This window comes from Emcibacter sp. SYSU 3D8, from assembly GCF_039655875.1.
Classification (GTDB): domain Bacteria; phylum Pseudomonadota; class Alphaproteobacteria; order SMXS01; family SMXS01; genus RI-34.
This window is the reverse complement of record NZ_JBBYXK010000003.1, coordinates 353,984-367,418: the sequence shown is the minus strand read 5'-3', so window position 1 is coordinate 367,418 and position 13,435 is coordinate 353,984. Positions and strand designations below refer to the sequence as shown.

Below are 13,435 nucleotides of genomic sequence, written 5' to 3'. Positions count from 1 at the left end.
CTTCACAACGCAGGGTCATCCTCCTTGGAGGTGGGGCCATGCCGAACCGGGTGTGGGCCACCCGTCCGGCATGTGGCGCTGCAGCGATAGTGCCAGGGCCAACATGTTGTCCTGTCCGGATATTCGCGGAGGCGGAACTTGTTGTGGAATTGGGCCGGGTCACAGGGCGGATTCGCCGCCGGTGACGTTACGATATTGGGCATGACTGCAGGGTGCTGCCTTGCGCTCGCGATCGCCGTCTGGTCAACCCCGGTGGGCACAGCCCTGGGGGTGATGGACAAGCCTGACGGCGCCCGCAAGCTGCACACCGCGCCGACCCCACTGGTTGGCGGCATCGGGCTCTTCCTGGCGCTGTGTGCAGGCGTCGCGCTGCAAGCCGCCGTCTTTGGCTCGACGCCGCCCGCCAGCGTTGCCATCGCTGCGGTTTCCGGCGTGTTTTTCCTGCTCGGATTCATGGACGACCGCCGGCACATCAACCCGTGGCTGCGTCTGGCTGTCGGCATCGTGGGGGCCGGCGCCGCCGCCATCGCCGTGCCCAGCCTGCGGGTGGGCGCGCTGTGGTTTCCCGACCTGGGATTCACTATTCCGCTGGGCATGGCCGCCGTGCCCTTCACCGTGTTCTGCGTGCTGTGCCTGAAGCACGGATCGAACCTGTCCGATGGCCTCAACGGCCTGTTCCTGGGCATGTGCATCCTCTGGCTCCTATTGCTGGCGCCGTGGATGGTGCCGGAAACCAGCGTGCTGTTGCTCCCGACCGCCGGCGCGCTCGCCGTACTGCTGGTCGCCAATCTGAAAGGCCGGCTGTTCACTGGCGATTCCGGCGCCTACATGATGTCGTCGCTGATCGGATTCGCCGCGATCGAGGCCTATGCCAGTCACCGCGGCGGCATGCCGGCGCTCTATCTCGGCGCGTGCTTTCTCATTCCCGTGCTGGACATGGGCAGGGTGATGGCGGTGCGCATCAGGCGCGGCACCGGCGCCTTCACGCCCGGACGCGACCATTTGCACCATTATCTGAAGGACTGGACCGGCAGCTCGAACCGGGCCGTCGCGGTCTATCTGGCGCTATGCTCCATTCCGGCGCTGCACGCCTATCTGGACGCGCCGCTGGTGATGGTGATGGCGCTGCAGGTAGTGGCCTATGCCGCCACGCTGTCGGTCAACCGGGCCCGCGGGCCGGAAATGCACCAGCCCGCTCGCGGCGATCCGCAGAAACCGGCCTTTGGCGGCGGCAGCTTCAAGCACAGCCCGAAACCCTACCAGAACCGCGAGTAGGACGGGATGGGGCGGATCGTCGCGGTCAACCGCTATTACTGGCCGGACCATTCCGCCACCAGCCAGCTGCTGACCGACCTGCTGGAGCATCTGGCAGCGGGCGGGCAGGATACGCTGGCGATTACCAGCCGGCAACGCTACGACCAGCCCGACGCCGCGCTCGCCGCATCCGACTCCCATGGCGGCGTCGCCATCCGCCGGCTATGGAGCACCCGCTTCGGACGCACCAGCATGGCCGGACGCGCCGCCGACTATCTGAGCTTCTACGCATCAGCCCTGTTTACGTTGCTGTTCACGGTTCGCCGCGGAGACACGATCCTGGCGCTGACCGATCCGCCGTTGCTGTCCGTCTTGGCCGGCGCCGTGGCTGCGGTCAAGCGGGCGCGGCTGATCAACTGGTGCCAGGACCTGTTTCCCGAGATCGCCGAGCGGCTGGACGTGCCCATGGTCCGCGGCGCGGTAGCCCGCGCACTGCTCTCCGCCCGCAATGCCTCGTTCCGCGCGGCCCACGCCAATGTGGTGCTGTGCGACAACATGGCGAACCACTTGCTGACCCAGCGCGTGCCGGCCGAACGCACGATCATCGTCCACAACTGGGCCGACAGCGACATCCGGCCAGTGAGCCGCGAGACAAATCCGTTGCGCCTGGAATGGGAGCTGGGCGACCGGTTCGTGATCGGCTATTCGGGCAATCTGGGACGGGCGCACGACCATGACGCGTTGCTCGACCTGATGTCGCGCCTGCGCGGCCATGACGACATCGCCTTCCTGTTCATCGGCGGCGGCGCCGGTCTCGACCGGCTGAAGGTCATGGCGGCAGAAGTCAGGCTTTCCAACGTACAGTTCCGCGCCTATCAGCCGCGCGAACGCCTGTCCGAGAGCCTGTCGGTTCCGGATGTTCACCTGGTGAGCCTGCGCGAGGAGATGGAAGGGCTGATCATGCCCAGCAAGATCTATGGCATTCTCGCGGCGGGGCGGCCGACGCTGTTCCTGGGTTCGGCCGGGGGCAGCATCCAGCGCATCGTCGACAGCTTCGGCGCAGGCGTCCCGGCGATGGGCACCGACACCGCCTCGGCCGCCGCATGGATCGTCGCCAACAAGGGCGACCGCGCCTTGCTGGCGAAAATGGGCGGCGGCGCGAGGCGCGCCTACGAAACCGAATTCAACCGGGCCATCAGCCTGGGCCAGTTCGAGAGAGTCTTCAGCCCGTCGGTAATGTCGCTGCCCGCCTAGGCTGCCTCGCCGCGCAGCGACCCCCGCTGCGCCAGATACCATTGGTAGGTCGAGCGCAGGCCCTGCTCGAGCGGCATGCGGGCCCGCCATCCCATCCGGTCCAGGCGCGAGACATCGAGCAGTTTGCGCGGCGTACCGTCGGGCTTTGACGTGTCGAAGGAAATCCGCCCCCTGAAACCGGTAATGTCGGCCAGCAGCCCCGCCAGATCGGCGATGCTGACATCCTCGCCCGTGCCGACATTGATATGCGACAGCATGGGCTGGGTATTCGCCCTGTAGACCGCCGGGTCGAGGCCGAGCACGAACAGCGACGCCTCGGCCATGTCATCCACGTGCAGGAACTCGCGAAACGGCTTGCCGCTGCCCCAGATCGCCACCTCGGGCAGGCCGTCCTGCGCCGCCTCGTGGAGCCGCCGCATCAGTGCCGGCACCACATGGGCATTGTCCGGATGAAAATTGTCGCCGGGACCATAGAGGTTGGTGGGCATGACGCTGCGGTAATCCACGCCGTGCTGCCGGTTGTAGCTTTCGCACAGCTTGATGCCGGCGATCTTGGCCAGCGCATAGGGTTCGTTGGTCGGCTCGAGGGTGCCGGTAAGCAGGGCCTCCTCGCGCATGGGCTGTTCGGCGTGCTTCGGGTAGATGCACGAACTGCCCAGGAGCAGCAGACGCCGCACGCCGGCCAGGAACGCCTGATGGACCACGTTGCACTCGATCATCAGGTTCTCGTAGATGAAGTCGGCCGGATAGGTGTTGTTGGCGTGGATGCCGCCGACCCTGGCCGCAGCCAGGATCACCACGTCGACCTGTTCCGCGTCGAAGAACCGCCGCACCGCAGCCTGGTCGGTCAGGTCCAGTTCGGCATGGGAGCGGGTCACGATCTGCGACAGCGGATGGCCGCCCGCCACCAGATTCCTGAGGATCGCGGCGCCCACCATGCCGCCATGTCCGGCGACGAAGATGCGCTTGCCGGCGAGGCTGCCGTCAGTTGCCATGCATGTTGCTCCTGTTCGGACTCAAACCGGCTTTTCGCCGGCGATCAGGTTGCTGAAATAGTCCACTGTCCAGCCAAGGCCCTCATCGAGGGCGATCGCCGGCTGCCAGTCGAGCAGGGCCTTTGCCTTGGAGATGTCCGGGCAGCGCTGCTTGGGATCGTCCTGCGGAATGTCGCGAAAGACGATCTCGCTTTTTGCGCCGGTCGCCCGCACCACCTTCTCGGCCAGTTCCCTTATGGTGAACTCGCCCGGATTGCCCAGATTGACCGGACCGGCGACGCTGTCGTCCGTTGCCATCAATCGGATGAAGGCCTCGACCATGTCCTCGACGAAGCAGAACGAGCGCGTCTGGCTGCCGTCGCCATAGATGGTGATGGGCTCACCCTGCAGCGCCTGCATGATGAAGTTCGACACCACGCGCCCGTCGGCCGGATGCATGCGCGGGCCGTAGGTGTTGAAAATGCGGGCGACCTTGATCTGCAGCCCGTGCTGCCGGTGATAGTCGAAGAACAGGGTTTCGGCGCAGCGCTTGCCCTCGTCGTAGCACGACCGCGGGCCGATTGGGTTGACGTTGCCCCAATATTCCTCGGTCTGCGGATGGACGACCGGGTCACCGTAGACCTCGCTGGTCGAGGCCTGGAAGATCTTGCACTTCAGCCGCTTGGCCAGCCCCAGCATGTTGATGGCGCCATGGACCGATGTCTTCGTCGTCTGCACCGGGTCGTACTGGTAATGCACCGGGGAGGCCGGACAGGCCAGGTTGTAGATCTCGTCGGCCTCGACATAGAGGGGAAACGTCACGTCGTGACGCAGAAACTCGAAGCGGGGGTGATTGTGCAGGTGGTCCACATTGCGCTTGGTGCCGGTGAACAGATTGTCGGCGCAGATCACTTCATGCCCGAGTTCGAGCAGCCGGTCGATCAGATGCGAGCCGATGAAGCCGGCGCCGCCGGTGACCAGGATACGTTTGCGGCTATCGTATAATCGTGCCAACTGAAGTCCTTTCAGCGAGTGGAGCGATCAAGGCGACGGGCTGATTTCGCGGATCATCAGACGAATCGTCTGAAAGTACCACGCCTTGTAGAACGCATAATGAAGCCCCGCGCCGCCGTCGAGGAAGCCGCGCTTCACGATGTAGGTGTAGATAAAATACAGCCACGGATACCACCACCGGGCCAGGTTCCGGTACTTGAAGGTCTGACGCTCGGTGAAGTCGGCCCAGGCCGCGTCGTTGCCCTGAAGCGCCTGGTAGCGATGGGCTTCCCACAGCGCATAGTCGCGGTGTTTCTCGATGAACTTGCCAATGCCCTTGTAGTCCCGGTGGTCGATGGGCGCGGCGATCTCGCCGACCTTGCCGTCGACGATGGGGTGCTCGTGGATTTCCATGTCGAGCGGGCTCCACGCCTGCTCCTCGATCCGCTCATAAAGCGCGCCGCCGGTGCGGAACAGCGCCAGCTTGCGCTGGGGGACGCCGTGACCGAGGGGGCGTCCCAGAAAGTGGTTGGTGTAGTTGAGCCAGTAGCCGTTGCATTCGCTCTGCCAGACGGCATCGGCGACGGCGTCGCAGAACCGGTCGTCGACGAACTCGTCCGCATCGACGAAAAACACCCAGGGCTGGGTTGGCGGCGCGTTCAGCAGGAACCAGTTGCGCTTCTTCGGATAGCCGCCGTCCCACTTGAAGGTGACCACCCGCGCGCCGAAGGACTCGGCGACCGCGACGGTATCGTCGGTCGACCCGCTGTCGATCACGACCACCTCGGCAAACCGTCCCAGGCGCTCGAGGCACCGGGCAAGATTGGCGCCTTCGTTCCGCACCGGCACGGCCGCGGTGACCGGAATCCGGCTGACATGGATCTGTTCCTGTCGCATGGCTCTTCAGGCCTTTCGGGCGATGGCGATCATGGATTTGGCAAGCGGTGGAATGCGACCGATGCGCCGGAAACGGATATCGCGAAAGCCCGCCTCGGTGAGCAGCGTCGTCAGGGTCGGTATGGACCAGAACTTGATGTGCCCATTGTCCCAGAGCGCCGTGAAATGGGCGTCGAGCCTGCCGGACACCGCCAGCGCCACATTCTTCAGGTAGCCGTGATAGGGCGTCGACACCAGCGCCATGCCGCCCGGCTCCACAAGGTCGTACAGCGTTCGGGCATAGTCCCGCGGCGCATAGACATGCTCGACGACTTCCAGGCTGACGACCGCCGGGAACCGGCCGAACCGGGCGACGAGGTCGTCATAGGCCGAGCCGGCTTCCAGCCGCAGCTCGGGATACGCCGACCGCGCCTGCGCAATGCCCTCGGTGCTCGGATCGACGCCGCAGACGTGATAGCCGGCTTCGGTGAGGCGTGCGGCCATGCTGCCGTTGCCGCAGCCCAGCTCGAAAATGCGCCGCATCGCAGGATCGGCGCTGCCAGTCGGCTGTGTCGCGAAGAACGCGGCAAGTTCGCGCCGGACCGTGGGCATCAGATAGGCATGCGTGTGCTTCGGCGCCGCGTTGGCATATCGGTAACCGGATATGGACTGCTGGACTGTCATGCGGTTTGCTGCCCGTCCTGAATTCTGCGGCGCAGCACACGCGCCGGATTGCCACCCACGATCGTTGCCGCAGCGACGTCCCTGACCACCACCGCCCGGGCGCCGGCGATAGCGCCCATACCGACGCGCACGCCCGGCCCGACAAAGGCATCGGCGCAGATCCAGGCATCATCGGCGATCAAGATCGGCGGCTTCAGCAGCGGCATGTCCGGCATGCGCCAGTCATGGGTGCCGGCACACAGATGCGCGCCCTGCGAGACGGTCACCCGCTTGCCGAGTGTGATCGGGCCCAGGGCATAGAGCGTCACGCGGTCGCCGATCGCGCTCCCATCGCCGATCGACAGGTTCCAGGGAATGGTGATGCGCACCGACGGATAGATATGTACGCCGTGGCCGACCTGCGCGCCGAAGACGCGCAGCAGCATCCGCCGCCAGCCCCAAAGGGGTCGTGGACTCCAGGCGAACAAAGGGCCTGCCAGTTCCCACAGAACGCGGCCCAGCAATTCCTTGCGCGTCCATTTTCGCGCCCGGCGGTTGGCGGCGACATCGAGCGTGGGTACGGTCACGATCAGTCGATCCTCACGCATGCCGGCCGTTTGCCGCCATGCACCAGCCAGCGATAGACATCGCTCATCCGCGCGGCGATACCGTCCCAGCCGAAATCGCGCTCCATCCACTCACGCCCGCGATCTCCCATCGCCCGCCGTTCCTCGGCCGGCAGTTCCATGGCGATCCCGAGCGCCTTGGCCATGGCCTCGGCGCCATGATCGATCCACCATCCGCAGCGGTGTTCTTCCAGCCCGGCCCAGGGTGCGCCCTTGGTGGAAATCACCGGCGTGCCGCAAACCAGGCTTTCAGCGACCGTCATGGCAAAGTTCTCGTTTCGCGTCGCCAGCACGAACAACGCGGCATCAGCCATGAGGGCGGTTTTCGCCTCGCCGAAGACCGGCCCTGAAACACTGACCCGATTCAGCCCCAGCTCGCGGGACAATGCCTCGAGTTCCGCGCCGTGGCCGCCTTCGCTGGGACCGACAATTTCAAGCCGCCAGTCCGGGTGCGATGCCTCGACCAGGGACCAGGCCTTGATCAGCCTGTCGAGGCCCTTCTTGGGGTGTATGCGGCCGAGCGAGAGGACCGTGCGGGATTCCGGCTGGCGGGGCATGCGGACCGTTGTGGGCAGATCGATGCCGTTGGGGACGATCGCCACCGGCTGGGCCAGGCCAAAAGCGCGGATATCCTCGTATTCCTGCTCGGCGGTCGCGTGAAAGCAGCTGACCGAGCGAACCGCGCGGCCCTGGGCGGCCTGCCAGAACATCTGCTTCTTGAGCCGGGAGAACCGCAATGCTTCGGCGCCGAGCATGCCGCGCGGCGCGAGCAGGAAGGGCCTGCCCTTCGCGCGGGCCGCCCAGGCCGGATAGACGTTCGGCAGCATCCAGAGGCCATGCGTATGAAACAGTTCGGCGTCGGCGTCGCAGACGGCGCGCCGCATGGCCCGCGATTGCCCGAGCCGGCGCAGCGCAGGGGGCCAGACGGAATCCCCGGCACAGCGCCGGTCGCGGTAGCCATCCCGGAGCGCATCGGCTGGCGCGCCGAGCGAAACCAGATCGACATGCTCCCCCCGCGCGGCAAGCGCCCGGCACAGCCGCGGCACGGAATAGGACGGCCCCGACGCTTCGGATTCGATGGACGACACGGTGTGTAGCGAGCGGGTATGCGGCATGATTCCCCGGTCCGCCGCCAGATCGGCGGGGCGCGCCTGCACCGGTCCCGACCTGGTCACTGGATCAAGCATCGGGATGCGCGCGGCCTGGCCGCCCGGCAAGCGCCAGCCGATCATCGATGAATCTGCCCAGGCGATCGGCGGCGGCGGCCGGCGTTATATGGCGTGCGGCGGCGGCCGTACCGCGGACCATGTCCGACCAGCGATCCGGTGCCGAGGCCGAGACCAGCAATGCCGCGAGCGCCGCGGCGTCACCCGCGCGAAAGACGGCGCCACTGCCGAACTGCTCGACGATCACGCTGGCGCCCATGCCCGAACTGACCAGCACGGGGCAGCCGCAATTCAGCGCGTCGTTGACCCTGATCCCCCAAGGCTCGTTGGCCCCTGGCGCGACGAACAGGTCGGCCGTTTCATAAAGACGCACCAGTTCGTCGAGCGGTACCATGCCCCGGAACTCGACGGCCAGATCGCGGCGCGCGGCAAAGGCCTGCATCTCGCCGGTCAGCGGCCCTTCGCCGCATACGATGGCGCGGATGCCCGGCCCCGACGCGGCGGCCATACCAAGCGCCCTCATGAACGTCATCGGGTCGCGATGGTCGGTGTGCCCGCCGGACAGCAGCACGGTCATTTCCGCCGGCGGATGATCCGCCCGGGCAACGAAGCGCGATCCGGGCAGTGCCGGCGGGAAATAGCCGAATGTGAGCGTCTGCTCGGCCCGCCAGCCGATCGCGTCGACAAATCCGTTAGGCTGACCCGACATATTCGCGAACAGACTGGCTGACGCAACGACGCCAGCAACGCGGCGCGGCAGCATCCAGCGATAGTAGAAATGCCGGGCCAGACGACGGCCCGTCCGACCCTCCATGTTGCACGGCGCCTCCGAGACGATCCCGAAAGGAATACCTTCATCCGCGCAGCGGCGCGGCAACGCCGCATGCCGGCTCGCAGGATGATAGAAGCCGAAAAGATGCGTCCGGTCACGATGGGCCAGGAGGTAGTCGAGGGCGACATCCGCGTCAGGCTCGATCAGATCGAACATGTCGGCCGAAAATTCGTCGCCGCTGAAACCGGCCCGTTCGCGCGCGATATTGGTCAGCGGACCGCACAATACGAAGCGGACGTCATAAGGCGCACGGCTGCGCAGCGCGGCGTATGTCGCGAGCGTCGAGCGGCAGTAGCTGTAGACCCAAACGACGAGCCCGTTCCGCGGCTGTTGCCAGTCCGGACCATTCGGTTCGCCCGCTGGTGCGGCTGGCGATAGCATGCCCATGTCCAGAGACATTCGGTCAGCAGCCTCGTTCACGCTTCAATGCCTCGCCGGCAACATACCAGTCGTCGAACCTGGAAAGATGCTCGAGCTTTCGGACATAGCCGTGACCGGAAAGCAGGTCATGGATCCGCTGGCGATTGGCGGTGAAATTATGCTCGCAGGTCACCACCCCGAACATGAACCGGTCAAAGTCCACATGGCTCAGGATGTCGTACTCGGACCCTTCGGTATCGATGCTCAGATAATCGATGTTCGCCGGCGCGCCGTGACGAACCAGAAGGTCGTTCAGGCTGATTGTCGAGACGTCGTAGCGCTGTCCCGACTGCCGGTTGAGCAGGTGCTTGCCCTCGCCCCGGAAGCGATCGAGCGTCGAGAATTCACCGGCCTTTGACTCGTTGAAGGTCAAGGTTTCGCCAGTGGTCGTCCAGACACAGTCGAACTCGATGCGGCAGGATCGGTTCGCGGCCAGCGCCTGGTGCCAGTTGCGTCCCGGCTCGGCCAAAATGCCGGTCCAGCCGAACTGGGTTTCCAGCAGATGGGTGTTGCTCAGTTCGACGCCGCTGGCGGCGCCGAACTCGACAAAGTAGCCGCCGCGCTTGAAGCCGTGTTCGGAGAGCGCGAACAGGTCCTGGCGCAACTGGCCCCGGGACATGGGGAGAGCCTCGAGGATCGCGGCGCGGTGCTCGTGCGGCAGCGCCAGCAGGAATTGCATGTCGTGGCCATGCCGCGCGGCCACGCGCAATTCATCGAGCGTCGATTGCCGGGTCACGCCGATGCCCAGGGTCGAGAAAGCGGATCGGATGAGTTGGGTAACGGCGCTAGGCATTGATAATTCCTGACCCTGGAAGCGGCCGCGCTGTACGGCCCCGGTCGGCCACGGCCGATCCGTTCTGCCGAGCGTCCCTGACGGCGACCGTTGCGACAATCATCGCCGCCGGGATCAGCGCGGCAAATATCCGGTTGAGCGAACTCAGATTATTGAAGGGGATGGAGAACAGAAACGTGATCAGATACGGCGCAACCAGCCAGTAGAGCCGTGATCTGGAGAGGACCAGATCCTTGAAGAACGCCAGCGTCCTCGAAAAGATGTAGATCCAGAAGGGGATGACCAGCGGACCATAATTCGCCCAATTGCCGAACAGGATGGAATGGCCGGTGCCGCGCCGGGCGACGATGTCCAAATAAACCACCGGCGGAATCTCGATCCCCAGAAACCGCAGGGCCTTGATGACATATGGCCCCTCGACCGGCCACGAGCCCGAGCCGAATATCGGATTCTCGACGATCATCAGATAGTTCGAGACCAGGGCGTACCGGGCCGACAGGAACATGTTGATCACGTCATCGGACGTGGGCGCCCTGATCTGCATGAGCACCTTGCCCGCAAGCCGGTCGCCGAAAGCACCGCTGACGGCCAGGCCGATATAGGCCTGCAGCGCCAGATAACCGCCGATCAGGGCGATAAACACCATCATCATCACGGAGCCGGGGCCAAAGCGTCTGGTTCCGACGGCACTGCGAAGCAGCAGGACGAGATGAAAAATCGCCGCCGCCGCGAGGAAACTTGCTGCCGTCGTACGTGAGAAACGCTCCGAAACAAGGAGGAATACCGCCACGAACAGCAAGGTCGGCAAGGCTGCATTGTAGCGCGCGAGAAAGAAGGCGGCGATGGTGGTAACGGCGAAGACCATGGGCGTATAGACAAACGCTGCATAGCCGTAGCTCAACTTTTCCAGGTGGTCGGACACCCGGAAATCGGTTTCAAAGATGAGATTGCCGCTCGCGGAAACGAGCAGTCCGAGGAAGAACCACAGGAAGGCGCGGGGGTGTTTCCTGAGCAGGCCGAAGCAGGCGACGAACATCGACAGGACGACCAGCGGCCTGGCCACACCGCGAAAGAACAGGTCGAAGCCTGAACCGTTGACCAGATCGCTGAGCACGATGCCCAGCACCCACAGTCCCAGCAGCACCAGATAGATGCCGATGGCCCTGACGTGCCTGGCCTCGTCCAGCAGCTTGCCCCAGTACCCGACCGACAGGAGAACGAGGATCAGCTCGCCGAAACTGATCCGCCCGATCGCATAGATGTCGACACGAAGCAGTGCCCCGGCCAGGAACAGCGCCAGCGATGGCGCCCATGGCCCCCTGAAGCTGGACATTATGTCCCAGGGCTGGCTCGCCCACCGCCTCACGGCACTGACCGCGGGTGTTGCTTGTCTGCCGGGATAGGGATTGTGGCCGGAAGTCATCCTGGCTGACCCTCTTTCGCTGCCCGCCGCCCGGAGGCGCCCGCGACCCCGCCCAGATGCGTCCTGGTATAGATGGCGACGAGCCGGACCATGGTGCTGACCCAGGTCCGCAGCGCCCGCGCAAGGCCGAGCCTTGCGCGCAAGGCGTCGGCGGCGATCCGCCGGTAAAGCGGCACGCCGGCCTCGACCCCCAGCCGCTCGGCAACGAGCACGGACAGGTCACAATCAGGCGCCTCACGGGCCCCGCCCTCGGCTGCCGCGACCCGGCCCGTGAAGTTGCTGTAGGCCAGCCCTTCATAACTGCGCGGCGTGATTTCGACCGGCAGTTCGCTGTCCGGGTCCGGACAGAACACCCGCTTGCCCAGGCACAGGGCCTCGCCGCTGGTGCGTCCGGCGCCGATGACGATGTCGAACGCATTCATATAGGCGGAGATATTGCCGGTGATGCCGGGGTCGGTGGTCATCCAGACATCCGGCATGCCGGCGATACGGTCGCGAAGCGACTGCACATAGCTTTGATCGTGCGCCGTGCCGGCAATGACCAGACCCGCCGGCTGGCCGCTCGATTTCATCGCATCATGCAGGCGGAATGCCTGATCGACGATGAACGCCTTGCCCCAGCCCAGCCGCACCGGGCAGAAGATCGACGGGCCGGCGCTGCCAAAGCCCGGCAGCAGACTGCCGAGGCGGACCGCCGCATCGGGCGCCGGATCCGGCCTGGCCACCCGGTTGGGCAGGTAATGAAGCGCCACGCCGGCATAACGGGGATGGCGCGCATAGAAATCCAGATTTTCGCGCGTGAACAGGATGAAGTTCGCAACGCCGTCTGACCACGAGGCGCTGTTGATCCAGCCAGGCTTGACCGAAACGATCCGGTGACGCTGTCCGATGGTCGAGGCAATCGCGATACGGACGGAAAGCTCGTCATATCCGAACACGACAAGAGCCGGATTATCTGACAGCCGGCGGCGCACGAATGCGATGGCCTCAAGGAAGCAGAAGCCCGCATCGACCTGCACATGCGGCATGCCGTCAAGCGCCCGGCTGCTCTGCCCCGGCCGGTTGAGGATGAGACAAAGCTCTGTCCGCACCCCTGCCGCATCGAGCGCCCCGGTGATGTCGCGGACCGAGTAGTGATGACCGGCGACACCCGACGGCGTCGACGCGGCGAGCATCAGGAACTGTGGTTCAGGCTGCGTAAGCATCTGCGTCCAGGGCCGAACCGATCTGGCCTGACGGCTCGACGAACCGAACCTCGGGCTGCAGCAAATGACCCGTTCGCTGATGGACCACTGACCGGACATGCCGCATGACAGCGAGGATGTCGGCAGCGGTGGCGCCGCCAGCGTTGACGATGAAATTGGCATGCAGACGGGAAACCACGGCGCCGCCGATCCGGAAGCCCTTGAGCCCTGCCTGCTCGATCACCGCGCCAGGCGGTCCCCAGCGTTCGTACATCGCAGGATTGGAGACAAACACCGAGCCGCAATTCGGAAACCGCAGCGGGAATTTCGCCCGCCGCGCGGCCATGATGCTCATCATCTCGCGGCGTATGGTATCGCGGGCGCCGGGCGCGAGCCGCAAGGTCGCGCCGGAGATGATCTCGCGGTTGCCGTGAAATACCGAGTGGCGCGTGGTAAAGCCGCAATCTGCCGCGTCGCGATGCATGACTGCCCCATTCCCATCGACCGACACGACGCGCACCAGTGCGTTGCCGATGGATTTGCGCTGGCTGCCGGCGTTCATGTAAATCAGCCCGCCAACGCTGCCCGGCACGCCGCAAAGGTGCTCGATACCGGTCAGGCCCGCATGCATGGCGGAAAGCGTGAGATACGGCCCCCAGACACCCGCGCCAACATCGATCTCATTGCCGCGAACGGCAATATCCGAGGTGTCTCCCTGCACCTGGATACACAGCGCCCGCAGGCCTTCGTCGGCGAACAGCAAATTGCTGGTCGCACCGACGACCACGTAGGGAAGCCGCCGCTCAAGGCACAGCCGGATCAGCGCGGAGAGCTGCGCCACGCCGCGAGGCCGCACGACCACATCCGCCTTGCCGCCCACCCTCCAGCGGCTGATACGGCCCAGCGGCACATCGACATGCAACCGGTTCGGGCAGAGCCCGCGCAGCGCGCGGATGTCAGCGGCACTCAACATTGCA

The 13,435-nt window shown here is 65.3% G+C and carries 13 protein-coding genes; 2 read left to right on the top strand and 11 right to left on the bottom strand.

Annotation, left to right across the window (positions count from 1 at the left end):
- Window positions 1–273: 273 nt before the first annotated feature.
- Together WJU21_RS12765 and WJU21_RS12760 are read left to right on the top strand one after the other, a co-directional pair.
- Complete coding sequence (locus tag WJU21_RS12765; protein ID WP_346323823.1) at window positions 274–1,275, top strand: MraY family glycosyltransferase; 1,002 nt, start codon at window positions 274–276, stop codon at window positions 1,273–1,275.
- 6 nt (window positions 1,276–1,281) lie between these two features.
- The gene (locus WJU21_RS12760; protein ID WP_346323822.1) at window positions 1,282–2,508 is read left to right on the top strand and encodes a glycosyltransferase family 4 protein; all 1,227 of its coding nucleotides are present in this window, start codon (window positions 1,282–1,284) and stop codon (window positions 2,506–2,508) included.
- Here WJU21_RS12760 and WJU21_RS12755 read toward each other — a convergent pair.
- The 11 genes from WJU21_RS12755 to murB form a co-directional block, all read right to left on the bottom strand.
- Window positions 2,505–3,503 (bottom strand): GDP-L-fucose synthase, encoded by a 999-nt coding sequence (locus WJU21_RS12755; RefSeq protein WP_346323821.1) that lies wholly within the window; start codon window positions 3,501–3,503, stop codon window positions 2,505–2,507. The genes WJU21_RS12760 and WJU21_RS12755 overlap by 4 nt on opposite strands.
- 21 nt (window positions 3,504–3,524) lie before the next feature.
- Window positions 3,525–4,496, bottom strand: coding sequence for a UDP-glucuronic acid decarboxylase family protein (locus tag WJU21_RS12750; RefSeq protein ID WP_346323820.1), 972 nt, complete (start codon window positions 4,494–4,496; stop codon window positions 3,525–3,527).
- A gap of 27 nt (window positions 4,497–4,523) precedes the next feature.
- The gene (locus WJU21_RS12745) at window positions 4,524–5,372 is read right to left on the bottom strand and encodes a glycosyltransferase family 2 protein (RefSeq protein ID WP_346323819.1); all 849 of its coding nucleotides are present in this window, start codon (window positions 5,370–5,372) and stop codon (window positions 4,524–4,526) included.
- Window positions 5,373–5,378: 6 nt separating this feature from the next.
- Complete coding sequence (locus WJU21_RS12740) at window positions 5,379–6,035, bottom strand: class I SAM-dependent methyltransferase (RefSeq protein ID WP_346323818.1); 657 nt, start codon at window positions 6,033–6,035, stop codon at window positions 5,379–5,381.
- Complete coding sequence (locus WJU21_RS12735) at window positions 6,032–6,601, bottom strand: acetyltransferase (RefSeq protein WP_346323817.1); 570 nt, start codon at window positions 6,599–6,601, stop codon at window positions 6,032–6,034. Before WJU21_RS12735 ends, WJU21_RS12740 begins: the two co-directional genes overlap by 4 nt.
- Before the next feature lie 2 nt (window positions 6,602–6,603).
- On the bottom strand, window positions 6,604–7,872 hold the full coding sequence (locus WJU21_RS12730; RefSeq protein ID WP_346323816.1) for a glycosyltransferase: 1,269 nt from the start codon (window positions 7,870–7,872) through the stop codon (window positions 6,604–6,606).
- Window positions 7,820–8,794 carry a glycosyltransferase gene (locus WJU21_RS12725; protein ID WP_346323815.1) on the bottom strand — a complete coding sequence of 325 codons (975 nt, stop codon included), beginning with the start codon at window positions 8,792–8,794 and terminating at the stop codon, window positions 7,820–7,822. The genes WJU21_RS12730 and WJU21_RS12725 overlap by 53 nt, the downstream gene beginning before the upstream one ends.
- A gap of 247 nt (window positions 8,795–9,041) precedes the next feature.
- On the bottom strand, window positions 9,042–9,851 hold the full coding sequence (locus WJU21_RS12720; RefSeq protein WP_346323814.1) for an FkbM family methyltransferase: 810 nt from the start codon (window positions 9,849–9,851) through the stop codon (window positions 9,042–9,044).
- A complete protein-coding gene (locus tag WJU21_RS12715; protein WP_346323813.1) occupies window positions 9,844–11,184 on the bottom strand; it encodes a hypothetical protein in 1,341 nt (446 codons plus the stop codon). Before WJU21_RS12715 ends, WJU21_RS12720 begins: the two co-directional genes overlap by 8 nt.
- 86 nt (window positions 11,185–11,270) lie before the next feature.
- Entirely contained in the window at window positions 11,271–12,479 is a 1,209-nt protein-coding gene (locus WJU21_RS12710) for a hypothetical protein (protein ID WP_346323812.1), read from the bottom strand.
- Entirely contained in the window at window positions 12,463–13,431 is a 969-nt protein-coding gene (gene murB / locus WJU21_RS12705; protein ID WP_346323811.1) for a UDP-N-acetylmuramate dehydrogenase, read from the bottom strand. The genes WJU21_RS12710 and murB overlap by 17 nt, the downstream gene beginning before the upstream one ends.
- Between the last annotated feature and the right edge of the window lie 4 nt (window positions 13,432–13,435).

Excerpts from the sequence above, each read along its gene's own strand:
- WJU21_RS12765 (WP_346323823.1), top strand. The coding sequence starts at position 274 with ATGGACAAGCCTGACGGCGCCCGCAAGCTGCACACCGCGCCGACCCCA.
- WJU21_RS12760 (WP_346323822.1), top strand. The coding sequence starts at position 1,282 with ATGGGGCGGATCGTCGCGGTCAACCGCTATTACTGGCCGGACCATTCC.
- WJU21_RS12755 (WP_346323821.1), bottom strand. The coding sequence starts at position 3,503 with ATGGCAACTGACGGCAGCCTCGCCGGCAAGCGCATCTTCGTCGCCGGA.
- WJU21_RS12745 (WP_346323819.1), bottom strand. The coding sequence starts at position 5,372 with ATGCGACAGGAACAGATCCATGTCAGCCGGATTCCGGTCACCGCGGCC.
- WJU21_RS12740 (WP_346323818.1), bottom strand. The coding sequence starts at position 6,035 with ATGACAGTCCAGCAGTCCATATCCGGTTACCGATATGCCAACGCGGCG.
- WJU21_RS12730 (WP_346323816.1), bottom strand. The coding sequence starts at position 7,872 with ATGATCGGCTGGCGCTTGCCGGGCGGCCAGGCCGCGCGCATCCCGATG.
- WJU21_RS12725 (WP_346323815.1), bottom strand. The coding sequence starts at position 8,794 with ATGTTCGATCTGATCGAGCCTGACGCGGATGTCGCCCTCGACTACCTC.
- WJU21_RS12720 (WP_346323814.1), bottom strand. The coding sequence starts at position 9,851 with ATGCCTAGCGCCGTTACCCAACTCATCCGATCCGCTTTCTCGACCCTG.
- WJU21_RS12715 (WP_346323813.1), bottom strand. The coding sequence starts at position 11,184 with ATGTCCAGCTTCAGGGGGCCATGGGCGCCATCGCTGGCGCTGTTCCTG.
- WJU21_RS12710 (WP_346323812.1), bottom strand. The coding sequence starts at position 12,479 with ATGCTTACGCAGCCTGAACCACAGTTCCTGATGCTCGCCGCGTCGACG.
- murB (WP_346323811.1), bottom strand. The coding sequence starts at position 13,431 with ATGTTGAGTGCCGCTGACATCCGCGCGCTGCGCGGGCTCTGCCCGAAC.